Annotated in this window: 20 protein-coding genes; 1 reads left to right on the plus strand and 19 read right to left on the minus strand. The window is 38.1% G+C overall.

What is annotated here, in order from left to right:
* Window positions 1-42: 42 nt before the first annotated feature.
* From KI343_RS12510 to KI343_RS12585, 16 genes are all read right to left on the minus strand, one after another.
* Entirely contained in the window at window positions 43-846 is an 804-nt protein-coding gene (locus KI343_RS12510) for an MBL fold metallo-hydrolase (protein WP_212926763.1), read from the minus strand.
* Window positions 843-1778, minus strand: a complete 936-nt coding sequence (locus KI343_RS12515; protein ID WP_212926764.1) for a two-component system regulatory protein YycI — start codon at window positions 1776-1778, stop codon at window positions 843-845. Before KI343_RS12515 ends, KI343_RS12510 begins: the two co-directional genes overlap by 4 nt.
* A 2-nt stretch (window positions 1779-1780) precedes the next feature.
* Window positions 1781-3085, minus strand: a complete 1305-nt coding sequence (locus KI343_RS12520; protein ID WP_212926765.1) for a YycH family regulatory protein — start codon at window positions 3083-3085, stop codon at window positions 1781-1783.
* Entirely contained in the window at window positions 3082-4911 is a 1830-nt protein-coding gene (walK, locus tag KI343_RS12525) for a cell wall metabolism sensor histidine kinase WalK (RefSeq protein WP_212926766.1), read from the minus strand. Before walK ends, KI343_RS12520 begins: the two co-directional genes overlap by 4 nt.
* 6 nt (window positions 4912-4917) lie before the next feature.
* Window positions 4918-5619, minus strand: coding sequence for a response regulator YycF (gene yycF, locus KI343_RS12530; RefSeq protein ID WP_212926767.1), 702 nt, complete (start codon window positions 5617-5619; stop codon window positions 4918-4920).
* 437 nt (window positions 5620-6056) lie between these two features.
* Window positions 6057-7346, minus strand: coding sequence for an adenylosuccinate synthase (locus tag KI343_RS12535; RefSeq protein ID WP_212926768.1), 1290 nt, complete (start codon window positions 7344-7346; stop codon window positions 6057-6059).
* Between the two features lie 322 nt (window positions 7347-7668).
* Window positions 7669-7899 carry a glycine betaine ABC transporter substrate-binding protein gene (locus KI343_RS12540; protein ID WP_212926819.1) on the minus strand — a complete coding sequence of 77 codons (231 nt, stop codon included), beginning with the start codon at window positions 7897-7899 and terminating at the stop codon, window positions 7669-7671.
* A 342-nt stretch (window positions 7900-8241) separates the two neighbouring features.
* Complete coding sequence (locus KI343_RS12545) at window positions 8242-9129, minus strand: glycine betaine ABC transporter substrate-binding protein (protein WP_212926769.1); 888 nt, start codon at window positions 9127-9129, stop codon at window positions 8242-8244.
* 101 nt (window positions 9130-9230) lie between these two features.
* Complete coding sequence (locus KI343_RS12550) at window positions 9231-10106, minus strand: ABC transporter permease (protein ID WP_212926770.1); 876 nt, start codon at window positions 10104-10106, stop codon at window positions 9231-9233.
* Window positions 10099-11298 (minus strand): quaternary amine ABC transporter ATP-binding protein, encoded by a 1200-nt coding sequence (locus tag KI343_RS12555; RefSeq protein ID WP_212926771.1) that lies wholly within the window; start codon window positions 11296-11298, stop codon window positions 10099-10101. Before KI343_RS12555 ends, KI343_RS12550 begins: the two co-directional genes overlap by 8 nt.
* A 364-nt stretch (window positions 11299-11662) precedes the next feature.
* Entirely contained in the window at window positions 11663-12190 is a 528-nt protein-coding gene (locus KI343_RS12560; RefSeq protein ID WP_212926772.1) for a DUF2812 domain-containing protein, read from the minus strand.
* 181 nt (window positions 12191-12371) lie between these two features.
* Window positions 12372-13310: an ABC transporter ATP-binding protein gene (locus KI343_RS12565; protein ID WP_212926773.1), complete on the minus strand. Its 939-nt coding sequence runs from the start codon at window positions 13308-13310 to the stop codon at window positions 12372-12374.
* A 1-nt stretch (window position 13311) separates the two neighbouring features.
* On the minus strand, window positions 13312-14358 hold the full coding sequence (locus KI343_RS12570) for an ABC transporter ATP-binding protein (protein ID WP_212926774.1): 1047 nt from the start codon (window positions 14356-14358) through the stop codon (window positions 13312-13314).
* A 17-nt stretch (window positions 14359-14375) separates the two neighbouring features.
* Complete coding sequence (gene opp3C / locus KI343_RS12575) at window positions 14376-15395, minus strand: oligopeptide ABC transporter permease (protein ID WP_212926775.1); 1020 nt, start codon at window positions 15393-15395, stop codon at window positions 14376-14378.
* Window positions 15395-16324 (minus strand): oligopeptide ABC transporter permease, encoded by a 930-nt coding sequence (gene opp3b / locus KI343_RS12580; protein WP_212926776.1) that lies wholly within the window; start codon window positions 16322-16324, stop codon window positions 15395-15397. The genes opp3C and opp3b overlap by 1 nt, the downstream gene beginning before the upstream one ends.
* 122 nt (window positions 16325-16446) lie before the next feature.
* Entirely contained in the window at window positions 16447-18138 is a 1692-nt protein-coding gene (locus KI343_RS12585) for a peptide ABC transporter substrate-binding protein (protein ID WP_212926777.1), read from the minus strand.
* A 448-nt stretch (window positions 18139-18586) separates the two neighbouring features.
* On the opposite strand from KI343_RS12585, the gene KI343_RS12590 reads away from it, so the two are divergent.
* Entirely contained in the window at window positions 18587-18928 is a 342-nt protein-coding gene (locus KI343_RS12590) for a DUF3899 domain-containing protein (protein ID WP_212926778.1), read from the plus strand.
* A 128-nt stretch (window positions 18929-19056) separates the two neighbouring features.
* Here KI343_RS12590 and dnaB read toward each other — a convergent pair whose 3' ends face one another.
* The 3 genes from dnaB to KI343_RS12605 all read right to left on the minus strand — a co-directional run bounded on the left by dnaB (window position 19057) and on the right by KI343_RS12605 (window position 23068).
* Window positions 19057-20421 (minus strand): replicative DNA helicase, encoded by a 1365-nt coding sequence (dnaB, locus tag KI343_RS12595; RefSeq protein WP_212926779.1) that lies wholly within the window; start codon window positions 20419-20421, stop codon window positions 19057-19059.
* 218 nt (window positions 20422-20639) lie between these two features.
* A complete protein-coding gene (gene rplI / locus KI343_RS12600) occupies window positions 20640-21086 on the minus strand; it encodes a 50S ribosomal protein L9 (protein ID WP_212926780.1) in 447 nt (148 codons plus the stop codon).
* Window positions 21083-23068, minus strand: coding sequence for a DHH family phosphoesterase (locus KI343_RS12605; RefSeq protein WP_280530136.1), 1986 nt, complete (start codon window positions 23066-23068; stop codon window positions 21083-21085). The genes rplI and KI343_RS12605 overlap by 4 nt, the downstream gene beginning before the upstream one ends.
* Between the last annotated feature and the right edge of the window lie 10 nt (window positions 23069-23078).

Here is a 23078-nt window from a genome sequence, read left to right on the forward strand (position 1 = left end):
ATCCCAAATACAGACCTCACAGTATTTTCTATTCCTTCTCTTCTATACACGCTCTGTTACAGAGCCCACCTCATACAGTGGGGTTGGTTCATTTGGATCTGTGTCATGCAGTTCAACATCTATTCCCCGCTCGGTTAAAACCTGGTCTACAGACATACGTGCGAGATCCTTCATATTATTATCCAAGCTAAGATGCGCTAAGTAAATCCTTTTGGTACGGTTGGAAATAATATCGGTTAAAGCAAGCCCACAATCTTCGTTGGAAACGTGTCCGGAATCTCCAAGGATACGTCGTTTTACATTCCAAGGATAACGTCCCATTCGAAGCATCTCTACATCATGATTTGCTTCAAAAATGTAGGCATCTGCATCTTCCACTGTTTTCTTGATACGCTCTGATACATAGCCTAAATCGGTAACAAGAGCAACTTTATTGCCATCATTGCGGAACGTGTAAAACATAGGCTCTGCTGCGTCATGAGACACGCCAAAGGATTCGACTTCTAGATCCCCAAAGCTGCGGACAGATCCCATATCAAATTGAAACTTTTGATCAATGGTTAATTTGCCTAAGGAACTGTCCATCGCCTGCCATGTCTTCTCATTTGCATAAATGGGAAGATTATATTTACGCGCAAAGATTCCTAAACCTTTGATATGGTCACTATGCTCATGCGTTACAAGGATCCCATCTAGCTTTGAAGGATCAACATCGATTGTCTGGAAAAGACCATCCATCTTTTTCCCGCTTAATCCAGCGTCTACTAATAGCCGCTGTTGCTCTGTTTCTATATAAAATGCATTACCTGTGCTGCCAGATGCAAGCACACTAAAACGTAAGGTCATTCCGTTTCACTCCTAAAAGGCTCAATCTTATCTTCAATTATTGAAATAAAGTGATTTGCATTTGATTCTTCCCCATCCAACATTAAAGTAAGCTTTCTTAAATAATTTTCCTGAAACATGGCTACAAAATACTCTGTATAGCTCCCCGGGTACGTAAAGGACTCCACCGCATTGACAAAATAATCGCGTTCCTCATTTACGGTTATTTTATAAGTTGGCGCAAAAACCTGTGTACCTTCTCCTTCTTCCTCAATTCTTGAATAAAAGCCATAAGTAACGTCTGTCACTTCTTCATCCGCTTTTAAAGAGCGATTATGAAGAAGGGAACCAATGGCAGTCATTGGCGTATTTAATGTTGTACTTCCTTGTGGATTTGCTTTACCAACCATGGTCTGCGTATAATGTGTAATTTCATTATCATCGTTTACATAGAAGATAAGCATCGCATGTTGATTTAAATAGATCGGATGCCCCTCTTTATTTTGATAAAAGACGATAATATTCAGATCATGATTCCATGTCCCAAAGCTAAATTCGGATGCATCTAGAACATAAGGACTGACTAAGTTAGAAATCATATCAGCCGTTGGATTCTTTGGAATCTCTAACGGCTGGGAAAACTCTGCTAATACTAATTGATTATCCACGCTTTTCTCTGCATCCATATCCTCTTTATCATTTAAATCGCTAATTTCTGACGCGGTAAATTCCTTTTGTGAAGATGAAATATAACTTAATTCTGGCACTTCGAAACTAACATCTGCGGTAATCTTGATATTTTCTTGGTCCAGTTCATCATCTAAGTTCATATCGCTAATTTCGAGTTCTGGAATATCCATCTCTTGCTGCTTGCTAATAAATTGAAACAGTAAATAAACATTTAAGACAAGGAAACTGAGAATAAACAGTGTTTTGATATGTGACCATTGCATTCTCAACTTCCCCCTTCTAAGCTCTGTGTATCTGCATTCTGGTCTGGTACTGTTGACCAGCTGTTATTAATCCGCTGATACCAATTCGGCTCTAATAATATATAATCCTCGCCATTATCATCCGACTCAATCGTTAATCGATAGCCAATCTGCACATCTCGAATGTCGGATTGATTTTCATTCCGCTGAATGCTGGCAATGATTTCATCGCTATTTCTTAACTTTTTGGTCGATGTATTAATAATCATTCGTAAAGATATCAAGGAACGATTATATTCACTTAGCTGATCGTTATGCCATTCTTGATAAATTGTCGATAAATCCATATACGAGTTATTTACAACAGGATATTGAAAATGGTACAGACGATAAGCAATACTTTCTTCTGAAAAGCTATCTAACCGGTAATCATCTGTAAACCCAGAATACTCGTTAATATTATCTAGGCTTCGTTGTAAGATACTGATTTCTGTTGGTTCATTATTTGGTTCAGCAACGTTGATAAATCTCATACCATGTCCCGAAATATTTAATTGACGATTATCTGTCCGATACATAATCGATCCCGGTGCTGATTCTGATACACTGACCAAATTAGGATTGGAAAACATGATATTTCTAATTTTCACAGCATCCATCGTGTCAAAGGTATACGTATAGGAAGTCATTGTTTTTGGTTTTACCGGAATGTAGATATTCCTGGCTGTATCGGTCAATAACTTCATTTCCTCGTATTTGTCATCCGTTAAATCATTAAAAATCGACAGCAGGGCATCATAGTTCGTCACGGAACGAATAACACCTTCCACAACGTTTTCTCCACCCCTCTCCACAAATCGAATCCTTAATAGCTGATTATCCTCTTGCAGATCGATATAGAACCGATCCACATAAAAGTTCGCACTATGAGCAAATGAATCATCCATATTTAAAATATCACCAAATAACGACAAAGGAATCTCTGTTGGGAAGATAACTTCTACTTCCGCATCGGATTCTTTTTCTTCAGCTATATTGCTGTTTTGTATACCTGTAATCTCCCATTGCTGCATTTCTCCAAAAAATTGCACTTTATCCATTGGGTCTACATGCCCGAAGTATTGTCCATTCATTTTAAAAATAATGTCATTAGGCATGACAACATCACTTACATCCTTCTGTTCTCCGCCTAAATCTACTTGATCGATAGACCCTTCATTATTTAACGGCTCATATTCCGCTCGATAGTTCCACATTCCAAACGTAAGAATTAAACTGGTTCCTATTAAAACAATCAGCAATAATGATTTTGCAGTCTCTAATTTCATTTGCCTTTCCCCCGCTTCGATCCCATGAGTGGCAAGGTAAATAGAATTGTCGTTCCGCACTCTTCTTTACTTTGCGCCCAAATCTTACCATGATGGGCTTCTACAAGTTCTTTAGTAATGGCTAAACCAAGCCCTGTTCCTCCAAGTTTTCTTGTTCTAGCACGGTCTGCACGGTAAAAACGGTCAAATATTTTGTCGAGCTTATCATATGGAATTCCCATTCCTTCATCCTGGATACTGACAATCACAATATGGCGTCTTACATCAAGATTGACGCGCACTTTTCCGCCCTCTGGCGAATATTTGAAAGCATTGGTAATAATATTATCAAATACTTGGGTAATCTTATCTTTATCCATCCATACAAATGATTTTCCTTTTGGTATATTACGCTCTAATGTGATCGTTTCTGGTAAATTCATTTCGTAACGATCAAGCACTTGTTGCACATACCCCATAAATTCAGTTCTTTCTTTATGCATTGGCAGCTCATCGGAATCCATCTTAGAAAGCTGCAATAGGTCATTTACCATTCGTATCATGCGATCTGTTTCCTTTTGTGTCACCTCTAAAAAGCGTGGGGCAATTTCTTTATTTTCCCAAGCTCCATCAGACAATGCTTCTAAATAACTTTTCATTGTTGTTAGCGGTGTACGCAGCTCATGCGATACATTCGACACAAAATCCCGACGTTCTTGTTCTATTTTCTCTTGTTCGGTAACATCACTAATCACCGTAATAAAACCAGTTACTTCTTCTTCCTCATCAACGACTGTCGAAAAGTTCGCTCGGATAATAAACGGTGTCTCTTCATCACTAAAATCAATAATCATCGAACCGCTATCTGGAAGTTTACTAATATCCATATTTTTTTCTTCCAGGTTCAACACATCAATTAAATCGTCACTGATAACGTCATCTGGGTCAGCTCCAATCATCCGTGCTGCAGCGTCATTCATCAATGTCACAGAGCCAGTTTGATCCGTTGCAATAACCCCATCACTCATGTAGGAAAGCACGGAACTCAATTTCCTCCGTTCCTCTTCAATCGTGGCGTAGGAATGCTTGAGCCTGCTATTTAAGTCATTAAACGTTTCTGCAAGCTGGCCTATTTCATCTTGGCCATAGACATCCAGCTTTTGTGTAAAGTCACCATTCGCCATGATTAGCGCTTGTTCACGCATCTCTTTAATTGGCTTTGTAATGGTTCGAGCAACTAAAATTCCCAGGATTGCGGAGATCGTTATCGCTAAAATAGAGCCCTGCAAAAAGATATTATTAATCTCTTCAATTTGGTCATAAACTTCCTCCAGGGAAGCTTTAAATTGGATTGCTCCAACAGAAACATTATCATCCCCAATTAATGGTTCCACATGTACATAGACCCTACTGTCCGTTTTTGGATCAAAGTACATATTTTTCCGAGGCGTGTCGAATAATAATGTATTCTTTACATTTATTTCCGTCGATTTCTTCCCAACCTCTGACTGTCCATCGATTTGATTCGTCCCTAAAATCCGTCCTTGACTATTATAAACATGAATGGTCGTCGTTATATTTTCTGTATTTACATCATTTATAATGGCTTGAATTTCCTGTTCTAAACTATCTTCAGGATCTGTCCGTTCTCTTGTGAAAGCTTGCTCCAGATTATAACTCAGCATCTCCACACGCTCATTAATGGAAGCCTTATACGTATCCATTAAATTCTCTTCCAGACGGTGGGTAAAGAAAGATCCAATAACCTGCACCGCTAAAATTAAGAGCAGAATGTAAATGATAATGAACTTTAACTGGATCGATTTAAAAAAACCAACTTTATTCATAACACCTTACTCCTGTTCAGGATTACGTAAATAGTAACCGACACCTCTTCTTGTCACGATCCATAATGGGTTACTCGGGTTTTCCTCAATTTTTTCACGCAGACGCCGAACCGTAACATCGACTGTACGAACATCGCCAAAATAATCATAACCCCACACTGTTTCCAACAAATGTTCTCTTGTCATGACTTGCCCTATATGACGTGCTAAATAATGCAGTAATTCAAACTCTCGGTGTGTTAGTTCAATTTCTTCTCCTTTACGAGAAACTACATAAGCATCCGGGTGAACGGTTAAATCTCCAATAACAATATCCTTTGTTGTTTTTACTGGTTCATCTGTAACATGCTCACGGCGCAGATTTGCTTTGACACGCGCGATTAATTCTCGATTGCTGAAAGGTTTGGTTACATAGTCGTCCGCTCCTAACTCTAATCCTAGTACTTTATCAATTTCTGCATCTTTTGCTGTCAGCATGATAACAGGGATACTTTGTGTTTTACGCACTTCACGTAATACTTCATTCCCGTCTTTCCCTGGCAGCATAATATCTAATAGAATTAAATTTGGGCGCTCTGATTCTGCGAGTTCAATCGCTGTATCTCCATCATTCGCTACCACGACTTGATAACCTTCTTTTTCCAGATTAAATTTTAATATATCTGCAATTGGCTGTTCATCATCAACAACTAGTATTTTTTGACTCATAGGTTGCACATCCTTTTTTAGTTAAATAATTTATAAAAATGTTATTAGATTGAAATTAAAACTTTACCTTAATAGCTTCCGCTAGTTAAAGTGTTTAATCATGAAATAAATGATTTTTTATATATAAAGGTAGATTCAAACAATTAATGTTAATAGCTTGATTATAAAAATAGCAATAAACTTACTCTCTCTATTTTAACGTAAAATTACTATTATGTCTTGTTGTCAAGAGAAGGTGGTGTATATTTGATTATGAATGTATAAATGTTAATTGACTGTATTATTATTATAATTATAATCAAGCAACTAAATTTTATGTATTTAGTATTTCTGCTCCTTAGTCTTCACGATAAAAATTTTTAAAAATAGAAGAGAATACTTTTACTTAATAAAAGCAAAAAGAGACTGTATGGACAGCCTCTTTTTAATAATTTTATTTATGGGCGATAAACGCTTCTTACTACATTTGTTTGTGAACGATCCGGACCAACAGAGAAGATAGATAATGGAATTTCTGTTAATTGAGAAATTCGTTCTAAATAATGACGTGCGTTTTCTGGAAGTTCATCCAACGTCTTCACACCTGTAATATCTTCTGTCCAGCCTGGCATCTCTTCATATACTGGTTCACACTCCGCAAGAGCTTTTAAGCTTGCAGGGAACTCTTTAATAACTTCACCTTTGTAACGATATGCTACACAGATTTTTAGTGTTTCAATACCAGTTAGTACATCAATTGAGTTTAAAGATAAATCCGTAATACCACTCACACGGCGTGCATGACGGACAACCACGCTGTCAAACCAGCCTACACGGCGCGCACGGCCCGTTGTTGTCCCATATTCACGGCCAACTTCACGGATTTGATGTCCAACTTCATCATTTAATTCTGTTGGGAATGGACCGTCACCTACACGTGTTGTATATGCTTTTGAGACACCTACAACATGATTAATTTTAGTCGGACCTACACCAGAACCAATCGTAACACCACCGGCAATCGGGTTAGAAGATGTTACAAACGGATACGTACCTTGGTCAATATCAAGCATAACTCCTTGTGCACCTTCAAACAGGACACGTTTTCCTTGATCGATTGCATCGTTTAAAACAACAGATGTATCTACAACATAAGGAGCCATTTGCTGTCCATATTCATAGTATTCCTCTAAAATATCTTCTACTTGAATAGAATCAGACTCATATACTTTTTCAAATAAACGATTCTTTTCTCTTAAGTTTTGCTCTAATTTTTCACGGAAAGAATCTTTATCCATTAAATCAGCGACACGAATACCAACACGCGCTGCTTTATCCATATAAGCAGGACCAATTCCTTTTTTCGTTGTACCAATTTTATTTGCACCTTTTTCTTCTTCTTGAAGAATATCTAGCTTCAAATGATACGGAAGAATAACATGCGCACGATTACTGATACGAAGATTATCTGTAGAAACATTGCGCTCATGTAAATAAGCAATTTCCTCTACAAATGCTTTTGGATCAATAACCATTCCATTTCCAAGAACACACGTTTTATCATTAAAGAAAATTCCAGACGGGATTAAATGTAACTTGTATGTTACCTCATCAAACTTAATCGTATGACCAGCGTTATTTCCGCCTTGATAACGAGCAACTACTTCTGCATTTTGAGATAGGAAATCGGTAATTTTACCTTTCCCTTCATCTCCCCATTGCGTACCTACAACTACTACTGAGGACATGGTGCACCTCCAAGATTATTTTATATATGAAGATTCTTGCCCAACATGAAATTTTAATACTTCCTTATATATCCATTCATGTCAAAACAATCACTTATCATCATTTGTTTTTTAAACTAACCATTAGTTATTTTATCAGTAAGAAAAACAAACGTCAATTCAAAATACGAACATTATATCTCATTCCGCTCTTATCGTACGCTTGATTAACCTTATACTTGTTTGCCTCGGCTAAAAAAGCGAATCAAATAACACAAAAACCAAATAATGTTCGGATTTTCCTTGGAGGGACTAATAGGAGGGAATTTCCTTGATTAAAAGGCTAATTACTAGATTTTAATGATTTGGCTCTATCTGGAACAACAATACCAATCTTTGCTCCTTTTAAGTTTGGATCTAAGTCAATAAAGTTATCCTTAAGATTTTCATAGAATTCTTTGTGTGTAACTGGCATCCAAGCTGCTAAAGTAGCATCTACGTCTCCAGAAGCAACCGATTCAAAAACAACGGCTACGTCAACATCAGTTAAAAAAGCTATTAAATATCGAGTTATCTATTTTTTAATGAGGTTAGATTGGATGGGGCTTGTTTTACATTTTTGGAGCGGAGGCAGTTTGGGTTGGAGCGCTTTTTCCTTTTTCGGAGCGGGGTCAACCTGGGGCGGAGCGCTTTTTCCTTTTTCGGAGCGGGGTCAACCTGGGGCGGAGCGCTTTTCCTTTTTTTCGAGCGCGTTCAACTTGGGGTGGAGCGCTTTTTCCTTTTTCGGAGCGGATTTAACTTGGTTTGGAGCGCTTTTCCTTTTTTTCGAGCGGCCAAATTGATTGTACTTTTCTAACCTACAAGAAAGGCGACCCCAACACAATGATTGGAGTCGCCTTTTGAAGATAAAAGTTAATTATTCAATTCCTTCTGTCCATTCATCTACTTTATCTTGGTTAGCCTCTACCCATTCAGCTGCAGCATCTTCCGGAGAAGCACCTTCACTAATGTTTAACATAACCTCTTCCATATCATCTGTAGTCCAGTTGAAGTTATCTAAAACTTGGTACACTTCTGGAGCATCATCTTTTAGGCCTTCACGAACCATTGTTTCAATGGATTCTGCTTCCCCAAACACGCCTTTTGGATCATCAAGATATTTTAAATCATATTTCTGGAATTTCCAGTGCGGAGACCATCCAGTAACAACAATCTCTTCTTTGTTATCAATGGCACCGCCTAATTCTGTTGCCATTGCGCCAGAAGAAGATGTTTGTAAAGTCCAGCCATCCAAGCTATCATATTCTTCCACAGCGTTTTCCGCAGCAGCTACAACACCAGCACCTGCTTCAATACCTGTAATGGTTTGACCAGCTTCATCCGTAAGATCTTCAATTGAATCTACATCCATGTATTCAGGTACGACAAGTCCAATTTTAGCGCCTTCTAAATTAGGCCCAAGCTGTTCTACTTGATCACCGTAAGTTTCGAATTGTTCCGCATGTGTTCCCGGCAACCAGGCAGCTACCATTCCGTCAACTTCACCATTGGCAACCGCTTCCCACATAAATGCATTTTCCAGTGCTGTTAATGTTACATCATAACCTAAGTCTTCCAACACTTTCCCAACAACATGGGTAGATGCTATCTCCGTATCCCATTCAACGTAAGCTAATTCAATTTCTCCATCAGCTCCACCTTCAGAAGAATCGCCATCTCCACCATTACTGCCACAACCTGCAACAACTAATCCTAGTGCTAATGAACCGATAAGTCCGGCACGTTTAAGGCTCCATTTAGACATAAATAAAACTCCCCTTTTCTTAAAATTTAGATTTTCCTATATAGACACTTTTCATGCATGAGAGGGAGTTACCTCTCTCATGAAAAGATTGTCATGCAAATTTATTCTTTTGATTTATTCATATTTTGTGTAATGCGGTCAATAATAATTGCTAGAATTACAATACCAACACCTGCAACAAATCCGGTACCTACAGATGCGCGTTGCAGAGAAGAAAGTACTTGACTGCCAAGTCCAGGTGCACCGATCATTGACGCGATTACGACCATGGATAAAGCAAGCATAACTGTTTGGTTAATACCAGCCATAATTGTAGACTTGGCCATTGGTAATTCTACTTTAAATAGCTTCTGTGATCCTGTCGCACCAAATGAATCCGATGCTTCCACTAAATCATTAGAAACTTGACGAATACCTAAGTTTGTAAACCGAACCGTTGGAGGTGTCGCAAAGATAAGTGATGCGAACACACCTGGAACCATTCCAATCCCGAAAAATGCTACCGCCGGGATTAAGTATACGAATGCCGGCATAGTCTGCATAAAGTCCAGAATTGGGGTAAATATCGTATTAGCAATTTTGCTTTTCGCCATTAATATTCCCACAGGAACACCAATAATCACAGATAATAAACTTGCTAGAATAACTAATGTCACCGTAGACATCAATGCTTCCCAAAGGCCTTGGTTATAAACAAACCATAAACCAACAATTGAAAATACTGCTAAACCAATCTTTTTACCGGAAACAAAAAATGCAATCACGGCAACAATTAAGATAAAAAGAACCGGCGGGATATTTGCTAAAACATCCCCTGACACAAAGTCCATAACATTTCCAAAATGTTCCTTTATAGGGTCAAAAAGAAAGGCGAATTTTTCCTGAATCCACTTCGTTGCCTTTTCTGTTCCTTCTGCTAAAGGTATTTGTTTAATTATATAGCGCAGTATTGGTATATCTTTCAAAAAATCAAGCATCCATATTCACCTCTCCATCATTTGCAAGTGCGGCTAATACTGCACCGCGGACAATAATTCCATTCAAACGACCACTCTCTTCTACAACAGCAAGCGGAACAGGAGTGTCATAAATCATAGGGAAAATTTCTTGCATGGAGGTTTCTGGAGCAACTTTTAATATATCCGTTTTTAGGATTTCTTTAATATTAGATACTTCTTTTTTACGCGCTTCGGAAGCATCATCCGCTGTTACATAGCCTTGTAAGCGACGGTTTCCATCGACAACAAGGATGCTTGAGATTCCTTCTTTGCGCATCCTTTCTAACGCTGCGCGCGGGCCATGTTTCTCTATATTAATTGTTTCTGGACGTTTCATAATATGGCTTGCTGTAAGAATCTTAGAGCGGTCCACGTCTTCTACGAATTTCTCCACGTAGTCATTTGCTGGATTCATTAAGATTTCTTCCGGTGTTCCGATTTGAACAATCACACCGTCTTTCATTAACGCAATACGATCACCTATACGAAGTGCTTCATCAAGATCATGCGTAATAAAGATAATGGTTTTCTTCATTGTAGCTTGTAAATCAATTAACTCATCCTGCATTTCTTTACGGATAAGTGGATCAAGTGCGGAGAAAGCTTCGTCCATTAATAGAACTTTGGGGTCATTCGCTAACGCACGGGCCAGTCCGACACGCTGCTGCATGCCACCAGATAATTGGCCTGGTTTTTGATGTATATAGTCACCTAGACCAACCATTTTTAGTGATTCCTCCGCTCGTTTTTCCCGTTCTTCTTTATCGACACCTTGCACTTCTAAGCCAAATGCGGCATTTTGTAAAATCGTGCGATGCGGGAAAAGAGCGAATTGTTGAAACACCATTCCTAATTTTTCACGACGCACTTGTCTCAGAGCTTTCTTATCTAATGTCGCTAATTCTTTTCCATCTATAAGGATGGATCCTTCACTTGGATCAATTAAACGATTTACTAATCGAACCAACGTAGACTTTCCGCTGCCTGAAAGTCCCATTATTACAAAAATTTCGCCTTCTTCAACTGAAAAACTTGCACGGTTTACGCCGACAGTATTCCCCGTTTTTTTGAGTATCTCTTCTTTCGTCATACCTTGATCTAACATTTTTATAGATTGGCCGATGTTTTTGCCAAAGATTTTAGACAAATTTTTTGCTTCAACCACTGCCATGTAATCACCTCTCTATATTATTTTCGTTTGCAGAACTTCTAAGTTAATATGACTGTCGTTCCCCATTTACGCTAGAAATAAAAATAAATGAACCAACAATAGACTCATTTATTTCTCAGCACCCATATAGATGTATTTATTCGCTTCAAGCCAACACTATAAATTATAGAAGAGTTCTGAACAAAGCTCAAACCGGCTAAAGAGCCATTTAACAATCGTTTCAAGCAATATATTCCGTCTGCCGAATTATATACGAGCTTTTCTGCCTTTTCCTCCTATATACGTTTGTATCCTCCGGTTATGTCTCAATTCAGACAATGCATTTCCTAAAATTATCCTTTTTGTTTCAATTATATTTATTACATTACAATTCTTTTAAATTATGCTGTCGGTACCTATTAAGAATATACAAAGCTAAAAATAGAAGAAACGCTATCAATAACATAATAATTCCGCCTAGTAAAATCATTTCTACCAAAGCCCAACCTACTATTATATGTAATACAAAGGAAAGAATTAAAAAAATAAATAATGACAACGTATATTTCCTTAGCAAATGTTCTTCTTGTTTTATTTGTTCCATGAGCTGTTCATGATTCATCTCTATCGGCGGAGCATCTGGAGCAGCCCGGTAAACTTGCACACAATCGATTGCGTCTACCACTTCCCAGCCTTGTCCTGGGTGAGGAATAGCTTCATTTGATTCCGGAATTGGCTGAAAACCCAGTTGATACTGTACTTCCTTTGGTTCCTCTTTTTTTAACTGAAAAAGAAACCCTCCACATCTTAATTTCCCCACAATCCACCCTTCTCGCGCAAGGCGTTCTAATTTCTCCGTTCCTGTGTGTTGAAAGAAAATTCGATCAATATTTAATACAAATTTCCACTTCATATACACCGCCACCTCATTTCGTCTTGTAAACTATTTTTTATAACTTTTATTATACAAGATTTAACTTGCTACGTCCTTTATCGTGCTAAAAATTAAAAAGACCGCATAAAATCAACTAAGAGAAGCTTGATTTTATGCGGTCTTTTTTAATGGTAACTGTAGAAATTCTCATTAATCTCCGTTATAAATGGTTATAATTTGTATTATATTGTTCAAATTCCTTTTCCGAACAGAGCACAAAATGTCCTGGAGAAATTTCACGCATCTTAACGTCTTCTCCTTCTGCATATTGATGATCCTCAGGATGATACGTTTTACGGGTACGTGTCCTTTCATATTCCGGATCCGGAAGTGGAATAGCCGAAAGAAGGGATTGCGTATATGGATGCATTGGATTCCGATATAAATCTTCAGCAGGAGCTAGCTCAACCAATTTTCCAAAATACATCACACCAATACGATCACTAATATATTTTACCATCGATAAATCATGGGCAATAAATAAGTATGTTAATCCACGTTCTTTTTGTAATTTTTTTAACAGGTTAACCACTTGTGCTTGGATAGATACATCCAAAGCAGATATTGGTTCATCCGCTATTATAAATTCAGGTTCTACCGCTAACGCACGGGCAATCCCGATTCTTTGTCGCTGTCCGCCGGAAAATTCATGGGGATAGCGATTGGCATGCTCCCTGTTCAAGCCTACTGTTTCAAGCAGTCGGTGGACCTTTTCTGTGCGTTCCTTGGAGGATTTAGCAAGTCCATGGATGTCGATACCCTCGGCAATAATATCAGAGACTTTCATTCTTGGATTTAAAGATGCATAGGGATCTTGGAAAATCATCTGCATTTTCTGGTTAAATGTTTTTAGTTCCGATCTTGATTTTTTTCCATGTACATTTACTCCGTTATATAATACTTCCCCGCCTGTAGCATTATATAGGCGAATCAATGATCTTCCAGTCGTTGATTTTCCACAACCCGATTCCCCAACAAGTCCAAGCGTCTCTCCTTTATAAATATCAAAGCTTATATCGTCAACAGCTCGTACTTCTTTGGGTTTGCCAATATTAAAATATTGCTTTAGGTTTTTTACTTCTAATAGTTTCTCTGCCATATCACTTTCCCCCCTTTAAAGAAGCGTGAAACTTAGCTTGTCGCTCTTGAACTACCAATGGGGGTTCTACTTTCGGCGCATTTGGGTGCAATAACCAAGTTGCAGCATAATGCGTATCCGATACTTTAAACATTGGCGGCTGTTCTTCTCTATCTATTTTCATAGCATATTCGTTTCTCGGTGCGAAGGCATCACCCTTAGGCGGATGAAGCAAATCCGGAGGCGTACCAGGAATGACGTATAACTCCTCGTCCTGCGTATCCAGGCTTGGCATCGAGCTGATTAATCCCCATGTATATGGATGCTGCGGATTATAAAATATCTCATCTACCGTTCCCACTTCAACAATTTTACCACCATACATTACTGCTACACGATCAGCAACATTGGCTACAACACCTAAATCATGGGTAATAAAAATGATAGATGTTTCAATTTTCTTTTGCAGTTCTTTCATCAAGTCTAGTATTTGCCCTTGAATGGTTACATCCAAAGCAGTTGTTGGTTCATCAGCAATTAATACTTTAGGAGCACAAGCAAGTGCGATTGCAATTACCACACGCTGTCTCATACCGCCTGAGAACTGATGCGGATATTGTTTCAAGCGAGTCTCTGGTTTTGGAATACCAACTAAATCCAATAATTTGATTGCTCGCTTTGTTGCTTCACTTTTATTTAAATTTCGATGCTTTCTTAATGGTTCCATAATTTGTTTGCCAATGGTCATCGTTGGATTCAAGGAAGTCATTGGATCCTGAAATATCATAGAAATATCTTTCCCGCGAATTTTTTGCATCTTTTTTTCCGATGCAGTTGCGAGATTTTCGCCATTAAACAGGATTTCCCCTGATTTAATTTCAGAATTCCCCTCCGGCAACAAACGCATAATAGACTTGGTCGTTACCGATTTACCTGAACCAGATTCCCCAACAATCGCCAGTGTCTCTCCTTCGTATAAATCAAAATCTACACCCCGGATTGCCTGCACTTCTCCTGCAAATGTATGGAACGATATATGAAGGTCTTTTACTTCTAATATTTTTTTCATGTTATTTCACCTCAACTTTAGTCGCGCATTTTCGGATCAAATGCATCACGTAGTCCATCTCCAATTAAATTACATACAATCAAAATCACACAAATAAGGATACACGGAATAATCATTAGATGAGGTAAAAATTGAAACGTTTTATAGCCGTCCTCAATCAGTGTACCTAAGGATGCCTCTGGAGCCTGTAATCCAATACCAATAAAGCTTAGGAAGGCTTCAAAGAAAATGGCGCTAGGAATCGTGAACATGGTGTTGATAATAATAACCCCTGATAGGTTTGGCAACAAATGCTTAAACAGCAATCGATTATTTTTTGCTCCCAATGTGCGAGATGCGAGTATGTACTCTTGGTCTTTTAATTTGAGCACTTGACCACGGACAACCCTTGCCATACCAATCCAACCCGTTATTACCATGGCGATGGTGATGGACATAATACCAGGTTTTAAGATTAATAGCATTAAAATAACTACAATTAAATTTGGAATACCAGACATGATTTCCAAAATTCGTTGCATCACATTATCGACTCTGCCGCCTTTAAATCCAGAAATTAAACCGTAAATAACGCCAATTAACATATCAATCACAGCTGCTAATACAGCAATATATAGAGATACTCGTGTTCCTAGCCATACACGGGTAAATAAGTCTCGGCCCAGACTATCCGTACCAAACCAGTAGTATTCATCTATATTCATTTGTTCATATTTATTTACCTCTTCACCGCCGATTTTTTGCGTACCATCAAAAATACCCATATTCTCTAAAACTGGTACACGCGGTGGAAGGTTATTTCTTGTTACATCTTGTTCATAACCATCATGTCCGGTAAGATGCGGCCCAATAATAGCCATAAGTACGACAAGCCCCAAAATAACTAAACTGACAATTGCAGCCTTATTTTTTCGCACCCGCAGCCAGGCATCTTTCGCAAAGGAAAGCTGTGGCTTCTCCAATTTTTCACTTGCAGCATGATCCTGTGGAGCAGGCTCAAATCTTTCTTTTGGTATTTCTTCTAACTCTCTATTCATTATTTATCGCCTCCAGTCAGACGAATTCTTGGATCAATAATTCCATACAGAATATCGATAATTAAAATGATCACCGTCAATAAGAAGGCAAAAAATAAGGTTGTCCCCATAATGATTGGGAAATCATTTGTCATAATTGATTTTACAAATTGCTCACCGATTCCTGGTACAGCAAATACTTTTTCTACCACCATGGAACCAGTCATTAACCCTACTGCCATTGGCCCTAATACCGTAATCAACGGAATTAATGCATTACGGATAGCATGTTTCACCGCTACCTCCATGCGTGAGTTTCCTTTCGCTTTTGCTAAGGTAATATAATCCGATCCAAATACTTCTATCAGCTCTGTCCTCATAAAACGTGCTGCCGTTGCTATCGGGAAACAGGCAAGTGCAATGGTAGGCATAATAGATGAGGAAAAACCATTCCATGAGGCGACTGGCAGCCATCCCAGTTTTACCCCAATGTAATATTGCAATAATGCAGCTAGTACAAAGGATGGAATTGACTTCCCTAGTATTGCTAAAAATGTACTTCCATAATCAATCCATGTATTTTGAAACATGGCAGCAAGCACTCCGAGTGCAATACCGACGATGGTACCTATAATCATTGCTTGTACACCAAGCTGCAGAGATGGTCCAATTCGATTCATCAGCAAGTCCATTACAGGTTGATTTTCAAATTGAAAGGATACCCCTAAATCACCTTTAACAATATTCAACATATAATTCATATACTGTACTGGAATCGGCTGATCTAACCCATACTTGGCATTTAAAATCTCCTGCTGCTCTATCGTTAGTCGTTCTTGATTTTGAAATGGGGTCCCCGGTAAAAACTTCATTAGAAAAAAGGTAACGGAAGCAATAATAAACAGCGTAATAATCAAATAAATGATACGCTTCGTAATATATCTCGCCATATTCTGTCCTCCTAAATACAAATAAATAAAAATATTCTAAATACCTGTAAAAATGAGGAAAAGAGAGTACTTTTCACAAAAAAGTCTCTCTTTTCCAAACAGTATTTATTTCTCACGGATGATTATTTTTCAATTGTGACATTTTTCAGTGTATAGTCAGGACCGAATAAATGCTCTTCTAAACCTTTTACATATGGCTTAATAAGTGTTAATCTTCCGCGTTGATAGATAGGTGCAATCGCTGTATCTTCCTGAACAAGAATTTTTTCAGCTTCAAGCATTGCTTCCCAACGTTTTGCAGAATCATTTGCATATGTTACTTTCGCATCTTCAATCAACTGATCAAATTTTTCATTGGAAATACTTGCTTGGTTATTCGCTCCATCTGTAACGTATAAATCAAGGAAAGTTAATGGGTCCAAGTAATCTGGTCCCCAACCATGCATTACCATATCGTAGTCTTGATCTGTTGTTCTATCCAAACGATTTTTGAATGGTACATTTTCCAATGTGAGTGTTAAACCTTCAAGGTTTGTTTCTAATTGATCTTTGAAATACTCCGCAGTTCTTTTTGCGTTTTCCGTGTCATCACTTAAATAATCAAGTTCAAGTGAATCTACACCTAATTCTTCTAGACCTTTTTCCCAATGTTCTTGAGCTTTTTCTACATCATAGCTTATCAGGCTTCCACTTTCTTCACGGAAGTCTTCTCCTGTTTCAGGGTTCGTTGCTAAACCACGCGGTACATAGCCGTCGGTAGGAATGGAACCGTTAGATAGAACCTGTTCTGTAAATGCTTCTTTATCAAAAGCCATTGCGATTGCTTTACGGATATTTTCATTTGCTAATGGTGTTTCTTCCCCATTACGTTCTTGGTTAAATTTAAGGTACCAAGAGCTACCCTCTTCAAAAGTTGCAGCGTCTTCATGATTTGCATATTGTTTGGCATATTCTGCACTCAATGCTGCTGTACGATCTACTTCGCCTGTTTCATATAAGTTTACTGCTGTACTTGGCTCTTTGGCGACTTGTACATTGACTTCATCAAGGCTTACATTATCTACATCATAGTAGTGTTCATTTTTTACGTATTTCCAAGTTAACCCGGAACCGTCCCATTCCGTTAATACAAATGGACCGTTTGCAAGCATGTTATCACTATTGGTTCCAAAGCTATCGCCTTTTTCTTCAACAAAATCTTCATTTAATGGAAGGTACGTACCAAAAGCCAATAATGAATTCAAATATTCAACTGGTTGTTCCAGTGTTACTTCTAATGTATGATCATCTACGGCTACAGCTCCTAATTCCTCTGGATCTGCGTCACCATTCATAATGTCTGTAGCGTTCTCAATGATTCCAGAGAACATGTACGCATATTGTGAACCAGTGTCAGGATTTAATGCTCTTTGCCAAGAATAAACAAAGTCATGTGCTGTTACAGGTTCTCCATTAGACCATGCCGCATCTTCACGTAATTTAAACGTATAGACAAGTCCGTCTTCACTCACTTCTGGCTCGCCATCTGCAATAGCCGGAACTGGCTGGTCATTCTCATCTAAGACATAAAGACCTTCCATGGTTTGTCCAAACACGATGAAACTAGCAGCGTCTGTTGCTAAAGATGGATCGCCGGTTGGAATTTCTGCTGTCTCTACCATATTCAGCACTTGCTCACCTGATGCAGCTGAGTCACCACTATCTGAACTTCCTTCTTTATTTTCATTATTGCTACTGTCGTTTGATCCGCATGCTGCGATCATAACCATGGTTAATGCCAAAACAATAATGAGATAATATTTTGAATTTTTCACTTTCTGTACACCCCTTTTTCTTTAATAGTGATTACATATTACACTATATTGGTGTAATATGTAAATTATTTTTATAATTCAGTTAATATTGAAATAAAAGATAATTCAACCGCGTTAAATAAAGATTTATCGACCGAAAACCCAGTAATGTCAACGCTTCCATACGTTAATAAATATTTAAATATAGAAAGCAAAATCAATTAAAATTTCTGTTTTTTTCTATAAAAATGATTCTTTTTTCCTAATTGCTTTTCTTTCGAATCTATTAAATTGTTTTAATCATTTGTGACCGAATTTTATCTATCTTCTTTTTCCGTGAACTCGAATGTTATTATTCTATCTGATGTATGCAAAATCTTTTTTTAATCTGTTATTGTAATCGAAGTTTTTGAACATCTTTTTTAATGATATAATGTTACATATCTATTTCTTGGAGGACACTGCTATCATGGTTAAAAAAATCTTCATTTGGGTTGGAATTATCCAATTTCTTATCTTTTTATTCTGCTTTATTTTTTACCATCGAATTGACCTTTTGGGTTACATAAATGTTTCCTTTGTTTTTGGAGCTGCACTTCTTTTGTATGCTCTGGCAGGTTATGTCATTAAAGGACGATTTTTTGATATTGTTTTTTACAGCTTTCAGCATTTTTTCAGCCGGATGTCTGATTCAGAACGGCGCCCGCTCTCCGAATTGGTTCCACAAAGGTACGCACTGCCATTTATAACAGGGGCTGTAACTATTTTGTTGATGCTTGGCAGTTTATATTTTTATCACTTATCCGCATGATTGTTTTAAACATGGGAAAGCATACAAAGAGAGATTCAGCCTTATCAATTTAATAGGAGGCTGAATCTCTCTTTTGTGCATTCTATTTTATTCTAGCTATAGTAAATTTACTTAAATAAATTTCCAAATTACATCGCCGGCGGGATATCATTTTCTCCGTAACGATGATCTAAATCCACAAATTTATTATACTCTTTAACAAAAGCAAGCTCTACTGTACCTGTGGGACCATTACGCTGCTTCGCAATAATAATTTCGATAATATTCTGTTTCTCTGTTTCTTTATCATAATAATCATCACGGTATAAAAATCCGACAATATCCGCATCTTGCTCAATACTTCCTGATTCACGGATATCAGACATCATCGGCCGTTTATCCTGTCTTGACTCTACACCACGTGAAAGCTGAGACAACGCAATTAGCGGTACCTCCAGCTCACGGGCCAATGCTTTTAGGGAACGAGATATCTCAGAAACCTCTTGCTGACGGTTTTCCTTGGAACTGCCACTTCCTTGAATAAGCTGTAAATAATCTATTAATATCATCCCAAGTCCATGCTCCTGCTTCAAACGTCGACATTTAGAACGAATTTCATTCACTCTTACTCCCGGCGTATCATCAATATAGATTCCTGCATTCGACAGGGAACCCATTGCCATGGTCAATTTACTCCAGTCATCTGCTTGCAGCTGGCCATTTCTAAGCCGTTGGGCGTCGATATTTCCTTCTGCACAAAGCATACGCTGAACAAGCTGATCAGCTCCCATCTCCAGACTAAAAATAGCTACATTTTCGTCCGTTTTCACAGCAACATTCTGAGCCACATTTAAAGCAAATGCGGTTTTCCCTACAGAAGGCCGGGCTGCAATGATGATTAAATCATTACGTTGAAAGCCTGATGTAATACGGTCCAAATCTAAGAAACCAGTTGGAACACCTGTCACATCACCCTTTTGCTGATGGAGCTGTTCTATATTATCATACACATCAATTAAAACATCTTTTATATTTTTAAAGGCTCCTGTATTTTTCCGTCCAGAAACCTCTAAAATACTCTTTTCGGCATCATTTAAGACGCCCTCCACTTCATCTTCATTCTCAAAAGATGCGGTTACAATATCTGTTGCCTTACGAATGAGACGCCTCAAAGTTGATTTTTCTTCGACAATTTTGCTGTAATATTCGACGTTGGCTGCTGTTGGTACACTTTCTGCTAACTCTGTTAAATAAGATACGCCGCCCGCTTCCTCTAACTGCTTTCGATCATTTAAATAAGTGGTAACCGTAACAACATCGATTGGTTCCCCACGATCTGATAAAGTCATCATAGCAGTAAAAATAAGTTGATGACTAGCGCGGTAAAAATCCTCTGGAATTAATATTTCAGAAGCCTGTACAAATGCTGTTGGTTCTAAAAAAACAGCACCTAAAACCGACTGCTCTGCTTCTAAATTATGCGGTGGCGTACGATCATTAAAAGATGCACTCATCTCATTATCCTCCTGCCTAAAAACAGTATATCCTTATCTCACCTAGAAAAGAAGAAATCGGCGCGCTTTTCCTTGTGCCAATTTCTTCTTTTCTTGGTTGGTATATAAATTACTTTTTCTCTATAAGCGGATATTCAAAAGGTCTAGTACGGGGAGCTGTGCCGCCTGAACTTCTAGCCCTTTTTTTATCCTCCTTTTAAACATACACTATAATACTATTATTTTTCTTTTACATGGACTTTTATAGAACCAGAAACCTCTGGATGCAATTTAACAGGGACATTGGTGTAACCTAACGCACGAATCGGCTCATCTAATTCAATTTTACGCTTATCAACCTTATGACCGTGCTGTTTGTTTAATGCTTCTGAAATCTGCTTGCTTGTAATAGAACCGAATAAACGACCACTATCTCCAGATTTCGCCTCTATTTCCACGGTTAATTCAGCCAATTTATCTTTTAAAGCAATCGCATTTTCTTTTGCTTCTATTTCTAATTTATCTTGCTTTTTCTTTTTCGCATCGAGAGCTTTTAAATTTCCAGAAGTAGCTTCTTCTGCTAGATTATTTTTTAATAGGTAATTACGAGCGTAGCCATCAGGAACATTTTTTACATCGCCTTTTTTTGCTTTCCCTTTTACATCTTTTAAGAAAATAACTCTCATTCTGTATCTCTCCCTTTTTTATACTCTAACTCATCAATAATATCAATGAGCATTGCTTTTGCTTCGTCAATCGTCTTGTCTTCCATTTGCGTGGCTGCATTCGTTAAGTGACCTCCACCATTCATTTTTTCCATGATAATCTGGACATTCACATCACCAAGTGACCTTGCACTAATTCCAACCCTGCCATCTGCTCGTTCGGAAATAACAAAAGAAGCAGAAATGCCTACCATCGTTAATAACGTATCCGCAGCCTGAGCAATCAGTACAGGACTATATGCTTTTCCACTCGGCGCTGTGGCGATCGCAATATAGTCATTATAAATTTGCGTTCTTTCGATAATATGACTGCGCTCGATAAAGACATCCAGATTTTCTTTGAGCAGACGCTGAACCAATACAGTATCTGCTCCTTGAGACCGGAGGAAGGATGCTGCATCAAATGTTCTTGAGCCTGTACGCAGTGTAAAGCTTTTCGTATCAACAATAATTCCAGCTAATAACGCCGTGGCCTCAAGCATTTTCAATTTCGTTCCTTTTGGCTGATACTCTAATAGCTCTGTAACAAGTTCAGCTGTCGATGAGGCATAAGGCTCCATATACACAAGCGTTGGATTATCAATGAAATCCTCTGCTCGGCGATGATGATCAATAACAATTTTATAATCGGTATAGTTTAACAAACTTTCTACGGCAACCATACTCGGTTTATGGGTATCCACAACAATTAATAAACTTTGCTGATCCTCCATAAGATCCTCTGCTTCTTCTGGGGAGATAAATTGTTCCCAAAGCTCTTCATCTTCTCTTATATGATCAATCAATCTAGAAACATCCGTCTCCATATTATTCTGATCAAACACAATATAACCAGGCACATTATTTGTTTTAGCAATATTTAACACACCAATAGCTGCACCAATAGCATCCATATCTGGAGCTTTGTGTCCCATAATAATAACATTATCACTGGCACGAACCAACTCTTTTAATGCATGGGAGATAACACGTGCTCTTACGCGGGTTCGTTTTTCCATCGGATTGGTTTTACCGCCATAAAAACGAACTTTCCCATTTTCGTCCTTAATTGCAACTTGGTCACCGCCACGACCTAAAGCCAGGTCCAAACTAGATTGTGCTACCTCTCCAATCTCAGGAAGTGTCATATTGCCAACCCCAACCCCGATACTCAATGTAACAGGATTGCCCTGGGCACCTTCCATTTCCCGAACTTCATCTAAAATCGAGAATTTCACTTTTTCTAGTTCTTCCAGGATTTCTATATTTCCAACTGCCAAAAACCTTTCCTGGGACGTTCGCTTTAGATACAAACCATAACGGCTAGACCAGTTATTCAGAACGGCCGTCACTTGTGAATTCAACTGACTCTTCGCTGTATCATCCATATTTTGCGTAATTTCTTCGTAGTTATCTAAAAAGATAATGGCGAGCACCGTTTGTTCATTATGATACCGTTCCTTTAGTACCTGATGTTCTGTACGGTCAAGGAAATACAACAGTTTTTCCTCTTTTTTAATAACACAAAGGAACGTATAATCCCCAATTTCCACCCAGGTTTCATCCCTATTCTCTACAATCATCGGGATTAAATCCTCCGACAAATTATTAAGCGATTCGCCTATAATCCTATCTTTATTTTGGCTAAATTGATTCATAAACGGATTGGCCCATTCCACTTGATAATTATCATTAAATAAAATAATACCAAAAGGCATCTCTAGTAATGCTTCTGAACCAACTTTTTTGACTCGGTGAGAAATGGTCGAAATATATTCTTCAGCCTCATCTTGAAGCATTCTTTCCGTTCGAATACTATAATAAAATGAAGCAGCTAAGGCTACTGTCATAATTAAGCCTACTATCCATTGAAAGTACCACACACATAAAAGCAATAGGAAAGAGAGGATATAAATCATCCACACATGTTTGCTCAATGTAGGTCTGTTCTCTAAATTAGGCAAGGTATTCAGC

The organism is Oceanobacillus sp. J11TS1, from assembly GCF_018333215.1.
Classification (GTDB): Bacteria; Bacillota; Bacilli; order Bacillales; family Amphibacillaceae; genus Oceanobacillus.